This window comes from Tsukamurella sp. TY48 (genome assembly GCF_019656655.1).
Taxonomy (GTDB): domain Bacteria; phylum Actinomycetota; class Actinomycetes; order Mycobacteriales; family Mycobacteriaceae; genus Tsukamurella; species Tsukamurella strandjordii.
Map to the genome: position 1 here is coordinate 1160759 of NZ_BPMV01000001.1, position 18829 is coordinate 1179587.

Consider the following 18829-nt stretch of genomic DNA (forward strand, 5'->3'; position numbering starts at 1 on the left):
GATCGATCACATGAGCTGCGATCGCGCCATCTTCACACCTCGCACAACCCACACAACTCCGTAGTAAATCGCAAAAAATGAAACCGGGGCAACGAACCCAAATTGCCATCGCTGAGGGATGCTCCCAAAGTTTACGTACGCCATAGTAACCATAGTCAGCGTGAGTGCGCCCGAGACGATCATGAGGACTGCCAATACAGGCCCGGAGGTCTCTCCATTCGCATCCGCCGCAGGTTGCACATCACCGATCGATTCACTCATAAACCCGCCTCCTGGTAAATCATCTGTCACTCCCGTTCTCATTTTCTCCAAAGGTAAACCTTCCGAATCTTGCGAAAAGCTCCGTTGCCACAACGGGTGAACTAAGCGCGGCAATTCGCGTATCTTCGTCATCGCACAAATTCTCAATTGCGACCAGCATCGCTTCACTGTCTACGTGATAGCGAACAGGATGCACTTCAACCCTGATTTGCGTGCCGCAATTTGAGCCAGACTCTCGATCAACCAACAGTTCGACTATCGGATATGCGCCTCGGAGGATGGGTCTGATATCTTCTATTTCACTCCATCGAACCATTGTATTACGCACCCACAGGTTCTGCTTTGTGAACATAAATTCAGGGTCTGTTATTCTGCTAGTATTCCATAGACCCAACATTCCACCAACAATCCACGAAAACCAGAATAGCGTAAGGAATATGCTTCCTAGGCTTTCTACGCCTCCGAGTGTGGCAACCCCGAGAAAACCGTCTAAGATAACTAGTGTTGCGACTGCCATAGGAAAGAGTTTTGTAACCGAGATCGCCGATCGTATCGCAATCTCCGGACCTCGGTCCGGAGATGCTGCAGTCCAATCAACTAGCGGGGGCGCGTTACGTCGCACCCGAATATTGCACACGCCAGCCAATGCGATCGTGAAACCTGTCACCATGAGTGAGAGCGCAAACCAATCATTTAGGTCGTCGAGCGACCCATTTGGCCCGACGATTTCGACGGTCAATCCCACAACACCTAGCAATAGAAATGTCGCCAGAACTGCTGCAACGAACCAACACAATCGAATCTTCCAAACCGGCCACTCAACGGGCCAGCTCGAATCAATCGCTTCAGACCTTGAGATCATGGCTCACCAGAATTTCAGTTTCGACGCAGCTTTTCCAATTCCACTCGCTGCCGACAGGACAGCCTTCTTCGTCCCATCATACCCTCTATTGACAATTTCCGTACCAACGCCAGATCCGATAACGGCGCCTACCGCGCCAATTCCCGCGCCGGCCAAAGTCCCTACCCCTGGAAATAGCATCGTCCCGATCGCCGCACCCGCGGCCGCTCCGCCTAGACTTCCCAGCCCCTTTGCGAACGCCTTGTCTGCCGGCGCGCCGCTTTTGGCCTCTTGATACGACTGATACATGGTCGTCGCCGCACCAATTCCAGGCAGACGCTTAGATGCAGAGGAGAGCAGATTTCCTGCCTTGCCTAGCGCATTGGCCTTAACGCCGTTGACAGCCGATGACGCTCGATCGGCGATCTTGGTCGGGTTGTACCACGGTTTCTGTGCAGCCCTTTCCGCCGCCATCGTTGCCTTCTGGCTCGCCGCGCGCTCTGCCGCAATCACTTGCGGGGTCAGCTTCTTAGCTGCCGGCGCAGCAGCAGTGAGGGCAGAATTGGCAATGGACATAGGATTGCCATCCGCTCCGATGTTCTTAGCTGAGTCAACTGCGAAGTTGACCGCATTTTCCACGGCTTCTTTCCCCTTGTCGGTCACCTTGTTGCCGGACGCAAACATACTGGTGTCTGACATAAGTGAGACGTCCTGACGATTGATTCCGTCAGAAGGCGCATCGTCATACGAATCTTGTCCCCCTTCTGCACCGCGCTGCGATGTCTGCGCCCTCGGCACTCCATCGACGTCTCGCTGAGATGCCGGAGTCGCTTGTCGCCCGACAGCAACACCACCGTGATCACCAGGCTCAGCCCGACCGGCTTCTCCGCCTGTTCCGTTGACTCCCGGTGCCGCACCCGGCTTGCGGCGGCCGGCAGCGATGGCGGCCGCCTCACCAACTAGGTAGGCCCACGACGGGGCACCGCCTTTGCTGTCTCCGCCGCCGGGGCCGGTACCGCCATGGTCGGAGCCCGAACCGCCGCTCCCCGGGGCAGCTCCGCTACCCGCGGCGCCGGGAGCCGGGCACTGCGACTGGGTCTGGGTCACCGTCACCGTCGGCTGACCCGACGTCTGCTGACCGGACTGCGTGGGCTGCCCCGACTGCGTGGGCTGACCGGGCGCGGTGGTGCGCACCGGACTCTGCTGCTGATTCCCCTGTCCCTGGCCGGGTTGCTGGCCCTGACCGGTCGGGTTCCCCGGAATGTTCGGCGCCTGCTGACCCGGCGTACCGAACTGCGGAGTCTGCGCCTGAATACCGTCACCGCTATTGCCGCCGCTGCCCGCAGGCGAGGTCGCGATCCCATTGTTGTCCTGACCGCTGCCCTGATTGCCCTGCTGACCACCCGGCGCGGTCGTCTGCTGCGCCGGCGGAGTGATCGTTAAATCCGGACCCGGCCCCGGACCACAGGTCGCCGGACCACCACCCGGACACGGCGCCGCCGAAGCAACCCCCGCACCCGGACCGGTCGCGGCGAAGCCCATCATCCCGACCGCCACCACGATCCCAGCCACCGCAGCCGCGGCACGCACCTGCTCCGGCGCGGGCGCTCCCACCCCCGCCGAGCGGAGCTTGCTCAGACCGGTGAAGAAGATCCGCCCGACGATCACCATGATCAACCAGAACGTCAGAAACACCACCGGCACCGGCGTGAACCGCGGCGCCTCGATGGAGAACATCACCCCACCGACCATCCCCGCCAACCCGATCACCGTCAGGAACGCACCCTGCAAGCGCTGCTGCGCCACCGAGCCGTCATTACCGTCGCGGGTGCCGCCGTTCGCGGCACCAACGGGCTTCCCCCGAGCATGCGCTGCCACAGACCTCACTCACCTTCCATCTTCACGAACACCAGCCCCATCGACCATGAGGCCGGAAAGAGGGATTGCGCCCGACGCGGGCACTGATAGACCCAGTTCGCCACCGATCCACAACCGGGTCAACCGGCATTGGCGCTCCGATCCGCGCATATTCGCTGCTCACGGGACATATCCGAGCAATTCATATAGCGCCCCGGTTGAACGGCATCAGCCCGTTCAACGGCATATAGCGGTCCCCTATATGCCCAGGTCATCGCTGACAACACGCCATGTCGCGCTACTCGGCAGCCAGACGCCCCGGCCTCGTCCAGAACTCGATCCCCCACTTGGCGCCAGCGCACCGCGGCCGCAGCACCCAGCCGAAGCCGGGGCTTCTGCCTGGAGAAGCGCGCCCCGACTGGCCGCCATCCCCCTGGTACTACCGATCGATCATCTCCGCCAGGAATCAGCGACCACTTTCAATCCCTCAACTTCCTTCAAGCGCACGAATAGATCGTCACGGATACACTCGATCCAATTGGGATATCTTCGGGCGGACGCACGGTCAACATTGAATATATCCGCTGCGGAGAAGCTGCTTCAGGTAGGGAAGTGAGTGCATCTAGGGTTGAGAGAACATTGTTGGTATCGATGAGATATCCAAACGCCGTCATGTACTCAGAAGCACTCCCAATATCTTCGCTCGAGAATCGAACTGATGGGGCGCCTCGTGGAGGCTCAAATAGTCCGTAATTGAGTTTCTCGAATGGGATCGTTACACCGCGCGCGGTGATCACGTGCTGCGACTCGATTACGAATGCCCCTCGATTCCGAAAAATTATGTATGCGATCACCGTCGCAACTACAGTTCCGAGTAGCGCCACAGGCAGCACCATCCCAGATCTTTGAGTGCCGTCAGTTGCGCCGACACTCAGTCCTACTGCGAGCACAGCAATGCTTGCGACAAGATAGGTAGCGGAGTTTCTCCACCACGGTGCATGGCCTATTCGAACACCGCTCCCATGAACACAAATTGTGCTGTTGCGTGATCCAACCTGGGGAGAAAGCATACCAACAAACAGTAGAATCATTCCAATACTACAGATCACCACTCCCGGCATCGATCCAGCTATGCCGATGATCAGCCCAAGAGTTCCGAGCGCCGCACCTAAAAGCGGTCCCGCGAGAGGCTTCCACTGATTCGAATAGTTGGTCCACACGAAATGTGACTCGTTTCCTTCTGCCAAAGCCAGTCCATCCCCTTCGCCGTAATCCAAGACGTTCCTCCATCCCGACGATAGCCCCTCCAACCGCACCGATCACAGTGATCAGCGACACTGGATCCGATTCCAACTGCCGTAGCGACTGTTTCGCACACGATTGCCTCGCTGTCACTGTTTCCGTCTTGTATGTCAGAAAGAATCGCGGGCACCAGAGCACCCAGCCGAGACCGGGATTCCTGCCAGGAGAAGCGCGCCCCGACTAGTCGCCATCCCCTCAGTACTACCGATCGATCATCTCCGCCAGGAATCAGCGATCACGATCAGAATTCCCCGACTCAGAGGCCCGGTCTTCCCGGCGCCGTCTGCGCTCGTCCCTCCACTCCTCGAACCGCGCGGACGGCTCCTCGACACCGACCTTGTACCTGAAGACCGCCACCAAAACGAACCCGACATAAGAAAATGCGGTTGCACGACCATTGCCCGGCTCCACCTTCTCCACACCGAAGTAGGTGAGGTACGCCCCCAGGAGAAGCACGACGACCGACAGCAAGAGCACCCCAGGCCTCGGCCAGGGGAATCCCAGCGCGAAGACTATCGCCCCACACACCAACACCGCGATCAGGACCACAATCAACATCACGACCTCAACTCTCCCGGGACCGAAGCATCTCTTCCAACGCTTTCGGACCCCGCTCCGACTGAAAGCCGCGAAGTGACTCACGTTTGCGATTCACCGAACACAGGCTGATCAATCGCGAAACTAGCCATCTCCTTTGAGCAAGATTTCGGTAGCTTCCTCTTTGTCAGGAAACCTGAAGCCCAAAGGAACTCCTCCCCATGGATATATCGAGTCACCCATGGAGATACTCCAATTCTGTGGAACCTCGTTGAAGTCAAACCATTCGTCACCGAGCCACAGCGACCAATGATCTTCAGCCGGAAATGAACTTCCCCATCGCACATAGATCCGACTGCCCGAATCAACAGCTGCCGTCAACCATCCAGGGAATTGCTCGCTTATCCGAAAGTCGACAGGTTCATCCAGGAGCTTCCCTAAGTCATCAACTCTTGAGCTAGCGATGTCTTCGTACACTCAGCTTCACCTCATCGGATAAAGAAGGCTTTTTCGATTCGGAGTCGGCCAATAGGGTTCTCGTCGTCTTGCACGGCTTGATGATCGTCGAACTACTTGCCGGCAGGAATATCGTCGACCTTTACATCCCATTTCGCTTCATCGCCTTGGACGTTTGTGATGGTTGCAGTCATGCCGATACTACCTCCACCTTTGTTGATAACACACCTCTGCGACCTGCCGATCTCGGCCTTCAATGGGCCGTCGCAGACAACAGAATCTGGTGTAACCCCGACCTCTTTGGCGAGAATTTCAGAAGATCGACTTTCCAGTTCTTCCTTTGAAATTTCCGAAGTCGAAGCCCCCACGGTTACGCCCACTGACGGCCCGACAGACCGGGTGTCTCCAACCGAGAACGAGCACCCTGCAAGCGCGGTTACCACAGAGGCCGCAACAGAACGTCGTAGAATCCGCCCCGAGCATTTTGCATCAAAAGAAACGAGCCACATTCGAGCCCTCCCTTTCCTACATCAATCCCAACATTCCCAGGTCGCGGGCAAGACCACTGGCCGCGACGCTGCTGAACCCGCCCGGACCTCACGCCACCACCCCCAGCGCAACCCCGAGCCCGAGCACCATCACCGACAGCACCACGATCACGGCCATCACGATCTGATGCACCCGCAGTTCCGACACCGCGGCGGACTGCGACGCCTCCCAGAACTCGATCGCCGACGCCGGGATCTGCGAGCCGGTCGCCACACCGAATCGGAAGCCCGCATCACCGGAATCGGCACCAGCCAAGGTTGTGAGCGCATCCGCAGTCAGTTCGAGACGCGTGTGGTCGTACAGCCACGCGCGCGGACGATCGGCCGCACTCCAGCGCTGCGCATCGTGCTCCAGGCCGGTCCGCGCGATCAGGGCCGGATACGCGTCCGCAACCCACCGGGACAATCGCGGCCACGCCTCGATCAGGCCGGAGTCCACCACAGCGACGTGCCCCGATCGGGCCTCGTCCTCGACCGAACGAACAACGGGCTCCACGAGGACGCCCAGGTCGATCAGCTCCGCCACGACGTCACCCACGCCGCCGGTTCCGGAGTGCGCGGGCGCCCACGCCCGGGGCACCACGGCCCCATCGACGGAGGTCTCCAGGCAACCGACGAGCACGGTCCTCGCCGCCTCGACCGCCCCGGCATCAGAGGCCTGCGCCCAGCGCTCGCCGGACGCGGCGATCTGTTCGAGCGCGGGCGCCTTGACCTCCTCGCCGGCGGCGGCATCGAACAGGCCCTGCCACTGGCGCACCGTCAGCACACCGGCTTCGTGCGCGGTGCTCGCACCGGTCCGGATGCGTTGGTGCGCGCGGTCGGTCAGCTGCACGAGCAGCGGCTCGATCGTCGCGAACTCGCTGGGGAAATGTCTTCCTGTGCGCCAGTGCGAGATCGTTCCCGCACTGACGCCCACCTGACGCGCGACCTGCGCGACCGTCGGGGAGCCCGCCGCCACGAACAACTGCCGCAGCGATGCCGCGAAGACCTCCTCGTCCGCGCTGCGGTCGCGCTTGCCCACCATGACCGGCTGGACTAGGTGCGGCCGCCGCGAACCGCTGCCCAGATGGCCGAGAATCCCCCGACCACGAGCTGGCTCGCAACCAGCATCACCAGGACGAACACGACGAAGACGGCCGGCATCGTCCAGCGCTCGCCCCATTCGTTCAGGTGCTCGACCGCGAATCCGCAGCCCACCAGCATGGCGAGCCCGATCACGAAACCGAGGGCCTTGAGCGCCAGGGTCCGCATCGCCTCGGCTTCGTCGTTGCCCGGTTGCTGCGCCGGCTGCGGATCGGCCTGCGCCCCCACTGTGCCCTGGCTCCGCTGCACCGGAATCTGTTGTGTATCTGCCGTATTGATGTCAGTCATTGCGGTCCACCCCTCCACAGATGTTGATCGTCGTCATGGCACGCGTTACGGGCGGGTGATGAAGATCGGCTTGCCGTACGTGGTGATCGAGTCGTCCGTACGGTCGGTCTGCAGCGCGATGGTCGCGTACGAGCGCACCTGAACGCCGCCGATGCAGTTGTCGACGGCCACGCGCACCTCGCGGGTGTACGTCGCGGCATCGGGACCCTCGAGGTTCTTCTTGGCGTACGGGATGTCCTTGCTGGTGCCCGGCTTGATCACGCCCGAGATCGACCCGGTCTCGGTGAGCGTATTGCCCACGGTGGCCGAGATCCCCGGCGTCACACCGGCGGACACGCTGCCGCCGCCACTGCCACCGGTGGTGCCGCCCTGCCCCGTCGCGGTGCCCGTGAGGTTCGCGGTCACCGACGGCGTCACGCCCACGTTGGTGGCGTTCGAGATGCTGCCGCCCACCGTGAGGCTGTCCGCGGTCACGGCGCAGCCCACCTGGAGCCCCGTGGTGAGAACCGCGGACTTCACCTTGGACTTCGGCGGCTTCTTGGGATCGGCTACGGACACCGTGGCCTCGCCGCCGATGGTCGAGAAGGCCTCGAAAGACTGCGGGGAACGGTTCAGCGGCGGCACCGAGCGCAACGCCTCGGAGGTCTTCGTGACCACCATCTTCCAGCCGTCGCGGGTCACCACCGTGCGCGAGCTGTCGGCGAACTCGTCGTCGGGCTTGGGCTTGGTATCGGCGGCCGGCTTCGGCGCCGGGTTGGGAGCCGCGGTCGCGATCGGCGCCATGGTGAGCGCCGCGGCGACGGCCGCGGCCGCACCGATCAGGGCATGTGTTGTGCGAGACGGCATGTGCTGCTTCCTCCAGGTTGTCGGACGCGGCAACCCACGGGCTCGGCCCGCTGCACTGGCGCGTCCCCCCGTGGAACGAAGCCCGACGTGCAAGCGCTGCGAGCGCGGTCCGTCTTCCGCAGGCCGATGACCGGCGGGGCTGCCGACACCGGGCCTCACCTCCCGTGAGAACCCGGCGGGGTATGCGAGCTCCCCCGCGTAACCACCCCGGGATCGACCCCGACGATGTCGCGTTGAAACTTGCTTTACCTAAGAGGAGGTTAAGTGAATGCGTACAACTTTGCAAGTAGCGAACTATTGTGTGCACTGCAAATATTAGATTTACTGATCAGATGTGGGTGTGCGTTCTCCACGCTCGCGACGTCTCAGGTGACGGTAACAACCACCACCGCCGATCACTAGATACCTTCACGAAACTGTCACAACCGCGGCCCGCGGGCGGAGGTCAGCGATCAGCTTTGGCAACCTGCTTGCGCAGGGTCTCCCAGAACGGCTCCGCCGGCCCGACGGTGCGCACCACCACGGTCACCTGCCGCACGTTCACGTAGGCCACGCGCTGCTCACCGGACGCGTTCCAGTACAGACGAGGAGCGAAGCGTACGAGGTCTGCGGGCACGCCGACCGCAGCGAAGGCCTGCTCCGAATCCCCTGGCGCACACCGCTCCAGCAGATTCCCGAGCTGGACCGCGGCGGGCTTGGACAGCACGGCGACGGTGAGCGTGTACCTCCCGCGCGAGGCGAACGCCTCCTGGCTGCGAGCGCCGCGGGTGGCGGTCGCGGCGGCCGCGGTCGCGTTCAGGCACGCGGTCGACAGATCCCCCGACGGGACCATCGCGATCTCCCCCGATTGTTCGCGACTCTGATACCCCGCGTAGCCCCCGGGCAGCTCGTCGGCGCCGAGCACGGACGAGGGCGCCGCGGCGGCCGGCGCCGCCATCACCAACCCCGCTACCAGCATCGACAGTGCGCCCACGGCGCCCCCGACGGCCCGCCGACCCGCGATCCCGCTGTCCTTCGTCACATCTGTTCTCCCGCTCCGTGTGCGCTTTATCGCACTATCTATTGTGTTTGTCGCACCTTCAGTACGGAACCGCATGCGGAAGTGGGGATCGTCACTCTTTCTCCGCGGTCTACTCTGACGCCATGGAGCGATGTATCTTCTGCGCCATCATCGCGGGCGAGGCACCGGCGGCGGTGGTCTGCGAGACGGACGAACTGATCGCCTTCCTCGACGCGCGGCCGATGAGCCGCGGCCACACCCTCGTGGTACCCAGGCGGCACGCCGCCGGCCTCCGCGATCTCGACGGTCCGCTCGGCGAGCGCATGTTCGGGCTGGGGCACCGTCTGGCCCGGGCGGCCCGCGAGGGAGCCCTCGCCGCCGACGGTGCGAACCTCGTCCTCAACGACGGGCGCGCCGCGTTCCAGACCGTCGATCACGTTCACCTGCACATGATTCCGCGCTATGCAGGCGATCGCGGAGCGATCCTCGGGAGGATCGTGCGGCGCAAGCCCCGCTCCTCCGACGATGCCGCTGAGCTGCTGCGCCGGGGCATCACCGCCTAGTCCGGTATCAGCAGATCCCTGAACTCCGGTTCCACCTGATACGAGGCGATCAGGACGGCGACCACCGTCAACAGCCACAGCCCGACGAGCATGCCGCACACGACGAGGTTCGCGCGCCGGTAGTGCACCACCACGGCCACGAACTCGCGGAGGAAAGCCGCCGGACGGAAGTACAGAGCGGTCGGTGACCCGAGGGCGGTCGCGGGCAGGCCCAGCTTGCGGGTCAGCGATCCGGCACGCAGCGCGTGGAAGCTGCTGGTGGTCACCAGCATCCGGGTCCACTCGATACCCCGCTCATCGAGCAGATCGACGGTGAAGCGCAGGTTCTCCTCGGTGGTCGTCGACCGGACCTCCCGCAACAGCCGCGCCGGAGGCACCCCCTGCGCCTCGGCGTACCGCGCCATCGCCTCGCCCTCGGCGATCTGCTCGTCCTCCCCCTTGCCTCCGGAGCACACCAGCACCGGATCGCCGCCCTCGGCCACCAGACGCCGGAACTCCGTGATCCCCAGGTCCATTCGCGACCGCAACAGCGGCGTCAGCTGATCGCCGTTCAGGCCGGACCCGAGCACCACCACCACATCGCCGTCGCGGGTGCCGGGCAGCCGGCGGTGCACCACGGTGTAGCCGGTGTAGGCGGCCAGTTGGAAGACCACCATGCCCCCGGGAATGAGGAGCGCGACGAGCAGCACGAGACGGACCGGGCTTCCGGGATCGACGGAGGTCACGGTCACCAGCACGTAGCCGCCGATGACCACCTCGGTGAGCAGCGCCGCCCCCATCGCCGCCGGCACCAGGGTGGCCAGGCTGAGCCCCTCGCGCCGAATCACCACCAGGCTGTTGACGAGCAGGGCCACACCGATCACCACCAACCCGAACACACCGAGCGCGATGGGTCCGAGCACGAGCACGGTGGCGCCCGTCGGGTGGCCCGTCACGTACAACAACACTGCGCACGTGATCCACAGGCACATCGTGGCCGCGATCAGCCACAACCCGTTCGTCACCCGGCGGCGGTCCGTGACGACTCTGCGCAGCGACTCCGCCACGACGAGGGCCGTGATCACCACGGCGGTCCAGGCCACGATCACCATCCGAAGTTCACCATCGCAATCATGGGACCAGCGTACGGAGCGGGCCGCGGCGGCCGGACCGGCCGAACGGATGATCCTCCGGTCCGAACGGATGGGTATGCGCGCGGCGCATGACTCCCGAGACCGACTACCCCACCCCCGGAGACTCCTCGCGCCGGAGAATTCCCGCGCCGGCTACTCGTCGTCGATCACACGGAAGGTGAAGGTCGTGCGGCCCAGCGTGAGCTCGTCACCGTCGGACAGCGGCAGTTGCCCGGCCACCCGACGCTCCCCGACATAAGTGCCGTTCGAGGACATCAGGTCACGCACGGCGAAACCGCTGACGGCCCCCGTGATCACGGCGTGCTCGCGCGAGACCTTGGTGTCGTCGAGGCTGATGTCGTTGTCGGGCAGGCGCCCCAGGCGCACCTCGCCGTGCACCGGGTACTCGGTGCCGTCGGGCGCGATGAGCAGCCCCTTGGGCCCGCCGGGCTCCACCACGGCATCGGTCTCGGTCTTCTCGAAGGCGCGGCCGCCCCCGGGCTGCGCGGGACGTGCCTGGGCGAAGGCGAGCTGCTCCTGCCGCAGCACCTTGCCCTCCAACTCCACCAGCGCGGGCGTGGGATCCGCGCCGAGCTCGTCGGCCAGTGTGCGCCGCAGATCGCGCGCGGCCTCCAGGGCGTCGGCCTGGCGGCCGGTCACGTACAACGCCGTGATCAGCTGGCCCCACAGCGGCTCCTGGAGCGGATGCTCCGAGACGAGGCGCCGCAGGTCGCCGATCACCGAACCCGCACGCCCCGCGGCGATCTCCGCGTCGTACATCGCGGACTGCACCGCGGCGCGCTCCTCCGCCATCCCGATCGCGAAGTTGTCGGCGAACTGCAGGCCGCGCAGATCGGCGACGGCGTCGCCACGGAACTCGGCGAGCGCGGAGGCGAACATCAACGAGGCCTGGTCGTAGCGGCCCGCGGCGGCCAGTTCCGCGCCGCGGCGGCGGGCCGCGTCGAAGCGCCCCACATCGGATTGTTCGGGCTCGAGATCGAGCCGGTAGGTCGACCCCGAGGTCACCAGCAGCGCGTCCAAACCGGAACCGGCGCCGGGCCCGCGCAGCGCCTTGCGCAGGCCGCTCACGAACACCTGCAGGCTCGCGCGTGCCGACGCCGGCGGATTGCCGTCCCACACCTGCTCGCTGAGCGAGTCCACCGTGACCGCGCGGCCGCGGTTCATCACCAGCAGCGCGAGCACCGACCGCGGCTTGACGCCCGACACCTCGTTCGCGGCGCCGTCCACCGACAGCGAGACCTGGCCCAGCACTCGGATATCCAACGACGCCATGCGGGGAATCCTAATCCGGTGCCACTTCCGGTTCACCGACACGCACGTGAATCGGACAGATCGGACATGCTGAGCCTATTCTGAGAGCCGCCTGAATGAACATTCGATGAACTGTGGACACGGCGTACGAAAACTGCAGGTCAGGAGGATGTCAGCCCCGTCTCACCCGTTTGGTGGAATCGGCACTCGGACCGCAAGATTCTCACCATGAACAGCGAACTGATCATCTTGCTGTTGGTGATCGTGACGGCCCTCGCCTTCGACTTCACCAATGGCTTCCACGACACCGGCAACGCGATGGCCACCTCCATCGCCACCGGCGCCCTCAAGCCCAAGACCGCCGTCTCGCTCTCGGCGATCCTGAACCTGGTCGGCGCCTTCCTGTCGGTCGAGGTGGCGCTCACCGTCACCAACGCCGTGATCAAGATCCAGAACAAGGACGGCTCGCCGAAGGCGGAGTTCACCGCCAACCACGGCCGCGCGCTGCTCATCATCGTGCTCGCCGGCCTCATCGGCGGCATCGTCTGGAACCTGCTGACCTGGCTGCTGGGCCTGCCCAGCTCCAGCTCGCACGCGCTGTTCGGCGGCATGATCGGCGCCGCGATGGCCGCCCTCGGCACCGGTGGTGTGGTGTGGATCGGCCAGGGCAAGCTCGACGGTGTCATCGGCAAGGTCGTGCTCCCCGCGCTGTTCGCCCCCGTGGTCGCGGGCCTCGTGGCCGCGGTCGGCACCTACCTGATCTTCAAGATCGTCGCCGGTGTGGCCGAGCGGTTCACCGAGGAGGGCTTCCGCTGGGGCCAGATCGGCACCGCCTCGCTGGTCTCGCTGGCGCACGGCACCAACGACGCGCAGAAGACCATGGGCGTGATCACCCTGGCCCTCATCGGCTACAGCGCCGGCACCCCCGAGGCCCGCGGCGGCCTGCTGTTCTGGGACAACACGCACGGCGTCCCGCTGTGGGTGAAGGTCTCGGCCGCCGCCGCCATCGCGCTCGGCACCTTCCTCGGCGGCTGGCGCATCATCCGCACCCTGGGCAAGGGCCTCATCGAGATCAGCGCGCCGCAGGGCATGGCCGCCGAGGCCTCCTCGGCCACCGTCATCCTGGTGTCCAGCCACCTGGGCTTCGCGCTCTCCACCACCCACGTGGCCACCGGCTCGATCCTCGGCTCCGGCGTGGGCAAGCCCGGCGCCAAGGTGCGCTGGAACGTGGCCGTCCGGATGGTGGCCGCCTGGTTCATCACCCTCCCCGCCGCCGCCCTCGTCGGCGCGATCATGTGGGTCGTCGCCGCGAAGATCCCCGGCCTGGCCGGCCCGGTGGTCGCCTTCCTCATCCTCTGCGCCCTGTCCGGCTACATGTACTGGCGCGCACAGCAGCAGAAGGTCGACTCCAACAACGTCAACGCCGAGTGGGACGACGACAGCAACTCGGTCGTCCCCGCCGACGAGAAGATTGCGAAGGTCTAAGACATGGAAACCATCTCCCTCGCCCTCAATGCGGTGTGGAAGGTCCTCCTCGTGGGCCTCATCCTCGGCGCCGGCCTGCCCGCCCTGTTCGCCGTGGGCGTCCGCGGCCTCGCCATCGGCAACGGCCACGAGCAGGAGGACGGCACCGTCCACAAGCCGAACCCCCTCGGCAACGTGATCGCCGCCATCGCCTTCCTCATCGTGATCGTCGCGATCGTGCTCGCCGTGGCCATGGTCGTCTCGTCCGGCTACGGCTACAAGATGAGCTTCGAGAACATCTACCCCACGTTCACCAAGAAGTAGGAGTAGCGCGATGACCACCGAGAACACCCAGGACGGCGTCCTCACGCAGGTGCTCGACTGGCTGCGCGCCGGGTACCCCGAGGGCGTGCCGCCGAAGGACTACTTCCCGCTGCTCGCGCTGTTGCAGCGGTCGCTGTCCGAGGACGAGGTCAACGCGGTGCTGGGGCGCCTGCTGGCGGCCCGTCCCGACGAGGTGCACAAGGACGAGATCGAGGCGGCCATCGCCAAGGTCACCCAGTCTCAGCCCAGCGACGAGGACCTCAACCAGGTGGCCTCGAAGCTCGCCGCCGGCGGCTGGCCGCTGACGGGTTTCACCAGCAACTGAAACAGACCGCTTTCCTTCTGTTCACCATCGTCGGCGAGGCGCCCCCTATCCTGGTCGCAGGATAGGGGGCCCTTTCCGTACCGGGCCGCCCGATGGTGCCGTACGACTTCGGAGGTGATCCGCAGATGAGTTCCGGTCAGGGCTTCATCGCGAAGATCGTCGATTGGCTGCGCGCCGGTTACCCCGACGGGGTGCCCAGCACCGACTATCAGCCCCTGCTCGCGCTGCTCGATCGACAGCTCACCAAGGAGGAGGTCAAGGAGGTCACCCGCGAGCTCATCGACGAGGTGCAGTTGACCCCCGAGGGCGTCGAACCCATCACCCGGATCGACGCCGGCGTCGCGATCAGCGGGCACACCCACGAGCTGCCGCTGGAGAAGGACATCGCGCGCGTGCGCGAGCGCCTAGAGCGCAAGGGCTGGCCCTTCGACGACGATCCGCTGCGGACCGACGCGCCGCCCCAGGAGTGAACCGCCTCCGGGCCCTGCCCATCGACACCGTCGAATCCGCGGTGCCGCACCTGACGGCCCTCCTCGACGGCACCGCCCCGGCATGGCTGCCCGTGCCCGCACGCGATCCGCGCGAGGCCGAACGGCTGACCACGGCGCTCGACGCGGGCGGCGCCATCGACGAGCGCGCCGCGCTGGTGGTGGCCACATCGGGCAGCACGGGAACCCCCAAGGGCGCCATGCTGACCCGCGAGAACCTGGCCGCCAGCGCCGCCGGCACCGCCGAGCGGCTCGGCGGGCCCGGACAGTGGTTGCTGGCGATGCCGCCGCACCACGTGGCCGGGGTCCAGGTGATGCTCCGCTCGCTCGCCGCCGGCTGGACGCCGGTGGGACTCGATGTGTCCCAGGGCTTCGCACCGTCGGATCTCGCCGGTGGATACGCGGCGATGACCGCGCCCCGCCGGTACGTCTCGCTGGTTCCCACACAGCTGGTCAAGACCCTCGCCGACCCCGCCGCGACGCAGGCCCTGGCCCGGTTCGACGGCGTCCTGATCGGCGGCGCCGCCTGCCCGCCGCCGGTGCGGGAGGCCGCCCTTGCCGCGGGCGTGCGGATGGTGCGCACGTACGGGATGAGCGAGACCGCCGGCGGCTGCGTGTACGACGGTGCGCCCCTCCCCGGCGTGCGGGTGCGGCTCGACGGCCCCGAGGGACGCATCGTCCTCGGCGGCCCCACGGTGGCCCTCGGCTACCGCAACGCACCCGAGCACCCCGCGTTCGCCGAGCCGGGCTGGTTCCGCACCGATGACGTCGGAACCCTTTCCGACGGTGTGCTTTCCGTGACCGGACGGCTCGACGAGGCCATCTCGACCGGCGGCCTGACGGTGCTCCCCCAGGTGGTCGAGGCGGTCCTCGCCCGGGTGCCGGGCGTGGCCGAGGTCGCCGTCTTCGCGCAACCCGATCCGCGGCTGGGCCAGCGCGTGGCCGCGGCCGTGGTCGCCGCACCCGGGGCGCCCGGCGCGACGCTTACCGTCGAACTGCTGCGCGCGGCGGTCGAGGCCGAGCTGGACCGCACGGCGGCTCCGCGGGCCGTGTACCTCGTGGACGAGCTCCCCCGGCGCGGGCCGGGGAAGGTCGACCGCCGGGCGCTCGCGGCGCGATTCTCCGAAGACTGAGAGAATCGGGATACTGCCGGAATACGATCAACCCATGTCCCTCACACGCATCGGACGGCGAATCGCGGCGGCACTACTCACCTGCGCGCTGGCGACGAGCCTCGCCGCCGGAGTCGCGGAGGGCGCACCGTCGACCGTGTGGATGTGCCGCCCGGGCACCGCGAACCCGTGCACCCTCCCCACGGACACCACCGACCTCGGCACCGGCAGGGTGACCGCGCCGCCGAAGCCGAGCGCCGCGGACCAGCAGGTGGACTGCTTCTACGTGTATCCCACGGTCACGAATCAGGTGGCCCCCAACGCGAATCCGGTGCGCATGCCCGAGGTCGACTCGATCGCGCGCTTCCAGGCGGCGCGCTTCTCGAGCATGTGCCGCGTGTTCGCCCCGATCTATCCGCAGATGACGATCACGGGCCTCTCGCCCGCCATGCTGCTGCAGCTCAAGCAGCCCGTGCAGACCGCGTACACCGCGGTGCGCGATGCCTGGCGCGAGTACCTGGCGCGCGACAACAAGGGCCGCGGCGTGGTCTTCCTCGGGCACTCACAGGGCACGATGATGCTGCGCAAACTGTTGCGCGAGGAGGTCGATCGCACGCCCGCCGTGCGGGATCGCGTGGTGGGCGCATTCCTGATCGGCGGGAACGTGACCACCGCCGAGGGATCGACCACCGGCGGCGACTTCCAGAACCTGCCCCTGTGCACGCGCCGCGGCCAGTTCGGCTGCGTGGTGGGCTATTCCACGGACCTGGTGCCACCGGTGATCTCACTGTTCGGCAACACCGACATCGATCTGCTCTCGCAGACCATGGACCTGCCGCGCGGTCCGGGGTACCGGGTGGCGTGCACCGACCCCGGGCCACTGTCCGGGGAGACGGGGCCCGTGGGGGTCACGGTCCCCAGCGAGCCCTACGCCTTCGGGATCATCTCGGCCCTCATGGGCTACACCACCTTCCCCGACGGCACACCCACCTCGGCGAGCACCTGGACGGTGAGCCGCGGCCGCGGGACCGGCGCGTGCGAATACGTGAACCGGCACAGCATGTATCGGATCACCATGACGGTGCCGCAGTCGATCAACGAGCTGCCGTTGTTCGGCACCCACCTGCTCGACATGAACTTCGGGCTCGACCGGCTGGTGTCGCTCGCGAAGCAGCAGTCGCAGGCCTGGCTCCGGCGGTAGCAGATCACGCGCTCCGGCTGGGCGGAACAGGAATCTACAAATGTGTAGAATTGCTGGCGTCCACTCACCCACAGGAGCCCCGAGTTGAAGCAGAACATCGCAGCGCAGACCCCGCTGCTCAACCCCCGTGACATCGACTTCCTGGTCTACGAGTGGCTCGGCGCCGAAGAACTCACCAAGCACGAGCGGTACGCGGAGCACTCCCGCGAGACCTTCGACGCCGCCCTGGACCTCGCCGCCGAGGTCTCCGTGAAGAAGCTCTCCAACCACTACCGCGAGGCCGACGCCCACGAGCCCACCGTGGGACCCGACGGCAAGGTCGTGACGCTGCCCGAGACCGCCGAGGGCATCAAGGCCATCTTCGACTCGGGCCTGCTGACCGGCGAGATCCCCGCCGAGGAGGGCGGCATCGGCCTGCCCTCGGTGGTCGCGAAGGCCACCTTCGCCTGGCTCAACGCCGCCAACCTGCCCACCGCCGTGTACACCGGCCTCACCATGGGCAATGCGAACGTGATCCGCTCGTTCGGCACCGATGAGCAGAAGCGGCTGTACGTGGAGCCGATGATGGAGGGCCGGTTCACCGGCACCATGTGCCTGTCCGAGCCCGAGGCCGGTTCGGCTCTCGCCGATATCACCGCGCGCGCCGAGCGCCGCGAGGACGGCACCTACGGCATCACCGGCACCAAGATGTGGATCACCGGCGGCGATCACGAGATGACCGAGAACATCGTGCATCTCGTGCTGGCCAAGGTCCCGGGCTCGCCCGACGGGGTGAAGGGCATCTCCCTGTTCATCGTGCCCAAGTACCTGGTGAACGACGACGGTTCCGTGGGCGAGCGCAACGACGTGACCCTGGTGGGCCTGAACCACAAGATGGGCAACAAGGGAACCACCAACTGCCTGCTCGCCTTCGGTGACGGCACCCATCCGCAGCCGGGCGGCGGCGCCACCGGCTACCTGGTGGGCGCGGAGAACCGCGGCCTGATCCAGATGTTCCAGATGATGAACGAGGCGCGGATCGCGGTGGGCTACACCGCTTCCTCGATCGCGTACACCGCGTACCTGCAGTCGCTCGAGTATGCCAAGTCGCGCGTGCAGGGGCGTCCCGTGACCGCCTTCGACGGTCCGCAGGTGCCGATCATCGATCACCCCGACGTGCGGCGGATGCTGCTGGCGCAGAAGAGCTTCGCCGAGGGCGGGCTCGCCCTCACGCTGTACGCCGCGCGCCTGATCGACGAGGCCAACACCGCCCCCGACGATGCCAGCCGCGAGGCCGCCGAACGACTCCTGGACTTCCTCACGCCCATCATCAAGAGCTGGCCGTCGGAGTTCGGCCTCAAGGCCAACGAGTACGCCATCCAGATCCACGGCGGCTACGGCTACACCCGCGATTACAACGTGGAGCAGCTGTACCGGGACAACCGGCTCAACGCGATCCATGAGGGCGCCAAGGCGATTCACGGCCTCGACCTGCTCGGCCGCAAGGTCGCGCAGCACGGCGGCGCCTCCTTCGGCGCGCTGCTGGGCCGGATCGAGGCCACCGCCGCCCGCGCCGCCGCGGTGCCGGAGCTGGCCGATCTCGCCACGCAGCTGCGGGCCGCGTCGGGCCGGGCACTGGAGGTCACGATGACCGTGGGCGGCGCCGGCGATCCCGCGCTGTCGCTGGCGAACGCCACGTCCTATCTCGACGGGCTCGGCCACGTTGTGGTGGCGTGGCTGTGGCTGGACCAGGCGCTGGCCACGATCGACGAGGACGGCACCGCGAAGGACGATGCCTTCTACCGTGGCAAGCGGACCGCGGCGCAGTACTTCTTCGCGTATGAGCTGCCCAAGGCGCTCACCGAGTTCGACCTGCTCGCGAAGCTGGACCGCACCACGCTGGACTTGGACACCGAGGTCCTCTGACCGGGGTCCTCGGACCGGCCCCGCCCCGAGGCCGACGGGGCACC

General features: G+C 66.0%; 19 protein-coding genes. 8 read left to right on the forward strand and 11 right to left on the reverse strand.

Going from position 1 to position 18829, the window contains the following annotated elements:
* Window positions 1-6 precede the first annotated feature (6 nt).
* The 9 genes from TTY48_RS05685 to TTY48_RS05725 form a co-directional block, all read right to left on the reverse strand.
* The gene (locus tag TTY48_RS05685; RefSeq protein ID WP_220656577.1) at window positions 7-393 is read right to left on the reverse strand and encodes a hypothetical protein; all 387 of its coding nucleotides are present in this window, start codon (window positions 391-393) and stop codon (window positions 7-9) included.
* Between the two features lie 733 nt (window positions 394-1126).
* On the reverse strand, window positions 1127-2908 hold the full coding sequence (locus TTY48_RS05690) for a hypothetical protein (protein ID WP_220656578.1): 1782 nt from the start codon (window positions 2906-2908) through the stop codon (window positions 1127-1129).
* A gap of 1581 nt (window positions 2909-4489) precedes the next feature.
* A complete protein-coding gene (locus TTY48_RS05695) occupies window positions 4490-4822 on the reverse strand; it encodes a hypothetical protein (RefSeq protein ID WP_220656579.1) in 333 nt (110 codons plus the stop codon).
* Between the two features lie 120 nt (window positions 4823-4942).
* Window positions 4943-5275 (reverse strand): hypothetical protein, encoded by a 333-nt coding sequence (locus TTY48_RS05700; protein ID WP_220656580.1) that lies wholly within the window; start codon window positions 5273-5275, stop codon window positions 4943-4945.
* A gap of 92 nt (window positions 5276-5367) precedes the next feature.
* On the reverse strand, window positions 5368-5622 hold the full coding sequence (locus TTY48_RS05705) for a DUF4333 domain-containing protein (RefSeq protein ID WP_220656581.1): 255 nt from the start codon (window positions 5620-5622) through the stop codon (window positions 5368-5370).
* A 229-nt stretch (window positions 5623-5851) separates the two neighbouring features.
* A complete protein-coding gene (locus TTY48_RS05710) occupies window positions 5852-6826 on the reverse strand; it encodes a hypothetical protein (RefSeq protein ID WP_220656582.1) in 975 nt (324 codons plus the stop codon).
* A gap of 11 nt (window positions 6827-6837) precedes the next feature.
* A complete protein-coding gene (locus tag TTY48_RS05715) occupies window positions 6838-7173 on the reverse strand; it encodes a hypothetical protein (protein WP_220656583.1) in 336 nt (111 codons plus the stop codon).
* A gap of 45 nt (window positions 7174-7218) precedes the next feature.
* Window positions 7219-8019 (reverse strand): MspA family porin, encoded by an 801-nt coding sequence (locus tag TTY48_RS05720; protein ID WP_220656584.1) that lies wholly within the window; start codon window positions 8017-8019, stop codon window positions 7219-7221.
* 445 nt (window positions 8020-8464) lie between these two features.
* Window positions 8465-9040 (reverse strand): hypothetical protein, encoded by a 576-nt coding sequence (locus TTY48_RS05725; protein WP_220656585.1) that lies wholly within the window; start codon window positions 9038-9040, stop codon window positions 8465-8467.
* A gap of 122 nt (window positions 9041-9162) precedes the next feature.
* On the opposite strand from TTY48_RS05725, the gene TTY48_RS05730 reads away from it, so the two are divergent.
* Window positions 9163-9582, forward strand: a complete 420-nt coding sequence (locus TTY48_RS05730) for an HIT family protein (protein ID WP_220656586.1) — start codon at window positions 9163-9165, stop codon at window positions 9580-9582.
* On the opposite strand, the gene TTY48_RS05735 is transcribed toward TTY48_RS05730, so the two are convergent.
* Both TTY48_RS05735 and TTY48_RS05740 read right to left on the reverse strand, forming a co-directional pair.
* Window positions 9579-10664: a YdcF family protein gene (locus TTY48_RS05735; RefSeq protein WP_220656587.1), complete on the reverse strand. Its 1086-nt coding sequence runs from the start codon at window positions 10662-10664 to the stop codon at window positions 9579-9581. The two genes, TTY48_RS05730 and TTY48_RS05735, sit on opposite strands and share 4 nt — an antisense overlap.
* 183 nt (window positions 10665-10847) lie before the next feature.
* Window positions 10848-11987: a BTAD domain-containing putative transcriptional regulator gene (locus TTY48_RS05740; RefSeq protein WP_220656588.1), complete on the reverse strand. Its 1140-nt coding sequence runs from the start codon at window positions 11985-11987 to the stop codon at window positions 10848-10850.
* Window positions 11988-12194: 207 nt separating this feature from the next.
* Between TTY48_RS05740 and TTY48_RS05745 the strand changes: the two genes are divergently transcribed.
* The 7 genes from TTY48_RS05745 to TTY48_RS05775 all read left to right on the forward strand — a co-directional run bounded on the left by TTY48_RS05745 (window position 12195) and on the right by TTY48_RS05775 (window position 18785).
* Window positions 12195-13451 carry an inorganic phosphate transporter gene (locus TTY48_RS05745; protein WP_220656589.1) on the forward strand — a complete coding sequence of 419 codons (1257 nt, stop codon included), beginning with the start codon at window positions 12195-12197 and terminating at the stop codon, window positions 13449-13451.
* 3 nt (window positions 13452-13454) lie between these two features.
* Window positions 13455-13754, forward strand: coding sequence for a hypothetical protein (locus TTY48_RS05750; RefSeq protein ID WP_220656590.1), 300 nt, complete (start codon window positions 13455-13457; stop codon window positions 13752-13754).
* A gap of 10 nt (window positions 13755-13764) precedes the next feature.
* Window positions 13765-14079, forward strand: coding sequence for a DUF3349 domain-containing protein (locus tag TTY48_RS05755; protein WP_220656591.1), 315 nt, complete (start codon window positions 13765-13767; stop codon window positions 14077-14079).
* Between the two features lie 125 nt (window positions 14080-14204).
* Window positions 14205-14549, forward strand: coding sequence for a DUF3349 domain-containing protein (locus TTY48_RS05760; RefSeq protein ID WP_220656592.1), 345 nt, complete (start codon window positions 14205-14207; stop codon window positions 14547-14549).
* Window positions 14546-15700 carry an o-succinylbenzoate--CoA ligase gene (gene menE, locus TTY48_RS05765; RefSeq protein ID WP_220656593.1) on the forward strand — a complete coding sequence of 385 codons (1155 nt, stop codon included), beginning with the start codon at window positions 14546-14548 and terminating at the stop codon, window positions 15698-15700. The genes TTY48_RS05760 and menE overlap by 4 nt, the downstream gene beginning before the upstream one ends.
* A 34-nt stretch (window positions 15701-15734) precedes the next feature.
* A complete protein-coding gene (locus TTY48_RS05770; RefSeq protein ID WP_220656594.1) occupies window positions 15735-16880 on the forward strand; it encodes a DUF3089 domain-containing protein in 1146 nt (381 codons plus the stop codon).
* Window positions 16881-16964: 84 nt separating this feature from the next.
* Complete coding sequence (locus tag TTY48_RS05775) at window positions 16965-18785, forward strand: acyl-CoA dehydrogenase (RefSeq protein ID WP_220656595.1); 1821 nt, start codon at window positions 16965-16967, stop codon at window positions 18783-18785.
* The last annotated feature ends 44 nt before the right edge of the window (window positions 18786-18829 follow it).

Coding starts and splice junctions, on each gene's coding strand:
- TTY48_RS05685 (WP_220656577.1), bottom strand. CDS start 393: ATGACGAAGATACGCGAATTGCCGCGCTTAGTTCACCCGTTGTGGCAA.
- TTY48_RS05710 (WP_220656582.1), bottom strand. CDS start 6,826: ATGGTGGGCAAGCGCGACCGCAGCGCGGACGAGGAGGTCTTCGCGGCA.
- TTY48_RS05715 (WP_220656583.1), bottom strand. CDS start 7,173: ATGACTGACATCAATACGGCAGATACACAACAGATTCCGGTGCAGCGG.
- TTY48_RS05720 (WP_220656584.1), bottom strand. CDS start 8,019: ATGCCGTCTCGCACAACACATGCCCTGATCGGTGCGGCCGCGGCCGTC.
- TTY48_RS05730 (WP_220656586.1), top strand. CDS start 9,163: ATGGAGCGATGTATCTTCTGCGCCATCATCGCGGGCGAGGCACCGGCG.
- TTY48_RS05740 (WP_220656588.1), bottom strand. CDS start 11,987: ATGGCGTCGTTGGATATCCGAGTGCTGGGCCAGGTCTCGCTGTCGGTG.
- TTY48_RS05745 (WP_220656589.1), top strand. CDS start 12,195: ATGAACAGCGAACTGATCATCTTGCTGTTGGTGATCGTGACGGCCCTC.
- TTY48_RS05750 (WP_220656590.1), top strand. CDS start 13,455: ATGGAAACCATCTCCCTCGCCCTCAATGCGGTGTGGAAGGTCCTCCTC.
- TTY48_RS05755 (WP_220656591.1), top strand. CDS start 13,765: ATGACCACCGAGAACACCCAGGACGGCGTCCTCACGCAGGTGCTCGAC.
- TTY48_RS05760 (WP_220656592.1), top strand. CDS start 14,205: ATGAGTTCCGGTCAGGGCTTCATCGCGAAGATCGTCGATTGGCTGCGC.
- TTY48_RS05770 (WP_220656594.1), top strand. CDS start 15,735: ATGTCCCTCACACGCATCGGACGGCGAATCGCGGCGGCACTACTCACC.